Annotated in this window: 3 protein-coding genes and 1 pseudogene; 2 read left to right on the forward strand and 2 right to left on the reverse strand. The window is 45.4% G+C overall.

Translation table 11 applies throughout. From position 1 onward, the window contains the following. The first annotated feature begins 30 nt into the window (after positions 1-30). Together RMO84_RS09155 and RMO84_RS09160 are read left to right on the forward strand one after the other, a co-directional pair. Complete coding sequence (locus tag RMO84_RS09155) at positions 31-1,092, forward strand: sugar phosphate nucleotidyltransferase (protein WP_310488171.1); 1,062 nt, start codon at positions 31-33, stop codon at positions 1,090-1,092. 207 nt (positions 1,093-1,299) lie between these two features. Beyond that, positions 1,300-2,568, forward strand: a complete 1,269-nt coding sequence (locus tag RMO84_RS09160; RefSeq protein WP_310488169.1) for a glycosyltransferase — start codon at positions 1,300-1,302, stop codon at positions 2,566-2,568. Positions 2,569-2,793: 225 nt separating this feature from the next. On the opposite strand, the gene RMO84_RS09165 is transcribed toward RMO84_RS09160, so the two are convergent. After that, a complete protein-coding gene (locus RMO84_RS09165) occupies positions 2,794-3,141 on the reverse strand; it encodes a hypothetical protein (protein ID WP_310488170.1) in 348 nt (115 codons plus the stop codon). Between the two features lie 194 nt (positions 3,142-3,335). Then, positions 3,336-3,568, reverse strand: a pseudogene (locus RMO84_RS09170) (hypothetical protein); the annotation flags it as partial.

The following is a 3,568-nucleotide window of genomic DNA, read 5'->3' on the forward strand; positions in this document are numbered from 1 at the left end:
GTAAAACTTAGTAATTTCTGGATCGATTCCATGCAACCAAAATTTGTCCCTGTAATTCTTGCGGGCGGTAAAGGCGAACGGTTTTGGCCACTCAGCCGCAAACAACGCCCCAAGCAATTTCTCTGTCTCGATGGTAGTGGCGAAAGTCTGATTCAAGCTACTGCTAACCGATTAGTGCCGATCGTCGGTGGTTGGGAAGATATTTGGGTGATTACCTCCAAACTGCTCGAAACAGGTGTCCAGGAGCAATTACCCAGCCTGCCAGTAGCGAATTTACTGGCTGAACCAGAAGGTCGAGATACAGCGGCGGCGGTGGCGTGGGCGAGTCTAGAAATTGCCAAACGCTATGGTGAAGAAGTGACAATCGGCTTTTTCCCTGCGGATGCCTGGATTGGCGATGCGGCGGCTTTTGCGAAGACGATCGCCGCAGCGGTAGAATTGGCCGAGCATACGGGTGCGATCGTCACGCTGGGAATTACACCGACTTTTCCTTCGACTGGTTACGGTTATATTCAGCAGGGGATTGCCAGCGGCAGGTACAACGATTTAGAAACCTATCGAGTCGATCGATTTACCGAGAAACCGGATTCAGCCACCGCAGAAAGTTTCATTGCTAGTGGCGACTATACCTGGAATAGTGGCATCTTTATTTTCACGGCCAAAATTGCGATCGACGAATTAAAGTTACATGCACCGGAACTGATGCAGCTATTGATTGAAAAAGGTGTCGATATTTATCCCACTTTACCGAAGATTAGTATTGACTATGCTTTGATGGAAAAAACTAAATTAACCCATGTAATTCCGGCTGATTTTGGTTGGGATGACTTGGGCGATTGGAACGCGATCGAGCGGTTATTAAAAGGCGATAATGTGAATGTCGAATTAGCCAATCATGTCTGTATCGATACAACTGGATCGGTGATGTATGCTAGCAATCCCGATGAAGTGGTAGTGACGATCGGACTTGAAGATGTTGTGGTCGTTCGCGATGGTGATGTGACGCTGATTGTATCTAAACATCGGACTCAGGAAATCAAACAGATCGTTAATAAGATTAAAGAGGATCGAGCACTCGATCGATTACTCTAAATTCAAAGTAGGGTGTGTTGTCTTGACGCGCTGTTTTGTCTCGCTGTAGGAGATACGAAGCGAGGCGTGTCGTTCGCGTAGCGTCTCGAAGAGAAGACGGAACGCGAGCCGCTTAACTTGGAGGAAACCTCCAAAGCGCGCGTCGTTATCCCGCAGGGTAACGCACCATCTAAAATCTCGATCGATCTGTAAATTCGGAGGCAAACAGTGAGTCGAATAGTTGTAACGACAATTGGTTCTCTCGGCGATCTGCATCCGCAAATTGCGATCGCTCTAGAACTCCAGCAACGCGGGCATAAGATCGTATTTGCTACTCATCGATCGTATCAAACTAAAATCGAAAATTTGGGACTAGAGTTTCGTTCGCTGCGCCCCGATCTGCCAACTGCCGATGAGCCGGAAATCATGGCACAGATGTTGGATCTGAAGACAGGTGGGGAATACATCATCAAGGAATGGTTATTACCGAATTTGCGCGATACATATACCGATCTGATGGCTAGTGCTCAAGGTGCAGATTGTATCGTCAGTGGCGAGATCGTTTATGCCACCCGTTTAGTTGCAGAGAAATTGGAAATTCAGTGGATAACTTCGGTACTTCAGCCAGCAGCTTTTTTCTCGGCAGTCGATCCCTCGGTCATCCCTTTATTTCCACTCGCCGATCGATTGCCAAAATTAGGACGCACATTCAATCGCGCGGTCAAACAGTTATTACTTGCAGTTACGAAATCTTGGGGAGAGCCGATTCATCAACTTAGAAAACAACTGGGATTACCCAGATTAGCTGGTAATGTCATCATCGATAACAAATGTTCTCCTTATCTGGCCTTGGCACTGTTTTCAACTGCCTTGGCGCAGCCGCAATCCGATTGGCCGAGCAATACGATCGCGACTGGTTTTACCTTCTTTGATGGCGATCGAAACCCTGCGGAATTATCTCCACAGCTTCAGCAGTTTTTAAAAATAGGCGAATCACCAATCGTCTTTACTTTAGGTTCTGCTGCCGTAAATAATCCTGGTACTTTTTATCGGGAAAGTATCGCAGCAATTAAACAATTGAATCTTCGCGCTGTGTTATTGATTGGCGAGAATCCGCCGCCAGCAAATCTATCTCAAGATATTATCGCGATCGATTATGTGCCATATTCGCAGATTTTTCCCCATGCTAGGGCGATCGTCCATCAAGGTGGAATTGGGACGACGGCGCAAGCTTTGCGGGCGGGTTGTCCGACTTTAGTTGTGCCCTATGGTAACGATCAACCGGATAATGCCGCACGCGTCGAACGCTTGGGGACATCACGGACGATTGCTCGATCGCAATATACAGCCTCTCGATTAGCCAAGGAATTACGAGAATTGCTAGATAATTCCCAATATGCTACTAAAGCAGCCGAAATCGGCCAGATTATTCGCGCGGAAAATGGTGTAAAAGTTGCTTGTGATGCAATTGAGCAACAACTTATTAAAGAGATCTAATCGATAATTTCAACTCAAGTTTTGACGACAAATCGATCGGGATGAATGCCATGATTTACCTAAGTAATTGCGGCTTCTCCATTAACCATCTGGTTCCATAAGTATATACTCGATCGATCGTGCCGTTCTCAATATCTAGAGTAGAATTGATACAATTACGATCGAACCTAAGAATTAGTGTCAGTTTTAATGTTTTGAGGATATCGATGATGAGTACTCAAACTTTCATTTTTCTTTAATATTAATAATATTGCGATACCAAGACAATTCCGGCACTCTCCCACCGACAACTGTAGCCGTATAAGTTTTGTTGACGGCGATCGCACCATGCAAGTCGGACGAATTAAACTTCCCGATCGACCATCGATCTGTATTTTCAAATGTTTCGGTCTTGGTGAAAATCAGGTATTTGGCTCCTGTTCCATCAGCATTAGCAACACGCTCCACTTTGTTCGCCACAAAGACTACATTTTCTCGCGTGGCATCGAGCACGATCGCATCAAGTGGGATCGCGGTCAGAAAGGCAAGGGGAAAGATATACGGCCAGAAGTACATCTCGATAATTTCTTTCATCGGTTTCATTCATATGAGAACTCTGTAAATCTCATTGGGCGAAGTTCGATCGAATATGCATGGCGATGAGAAAAAATATTCAAATACTAGGCAGTACCTTTAAATAAGCATTGCGGACGGAATAGCAGCGTTAATACCATCAGAATTAAGGCAAGCGAGTCGAGAGACTGGGGGATTGCGGACGATTCTGAATATTATTTACCAATGAGCCGATCGAATTGGATAGATTTAGCAGAATTAATTTTCAGCATTCGATCTGGACGATCGTGAAGGGGCATTGCTTTCTCACGGGTAGGGCGTTTATTAAGTCCGATATTTCGGATGCTGACAAAGCGGGGCTGATAACCATTGAGAAAATTTTTCTCTTGCCAAAATACCTTGCCAAGCTCTTGACAATAAGTAAAAAAGCATTGTGTACCCTGGAGTT

It is taken from the genome of Chamaesiphon sp. VAR_69_metabat_338 (genome assembly GCF_031423935.1).
GTDB lineage: Bacteria > Cyanobacteriota > Cyanobacteriia > Cyanobacteriales > Chamaesiphonaceae > Chamaesiphon.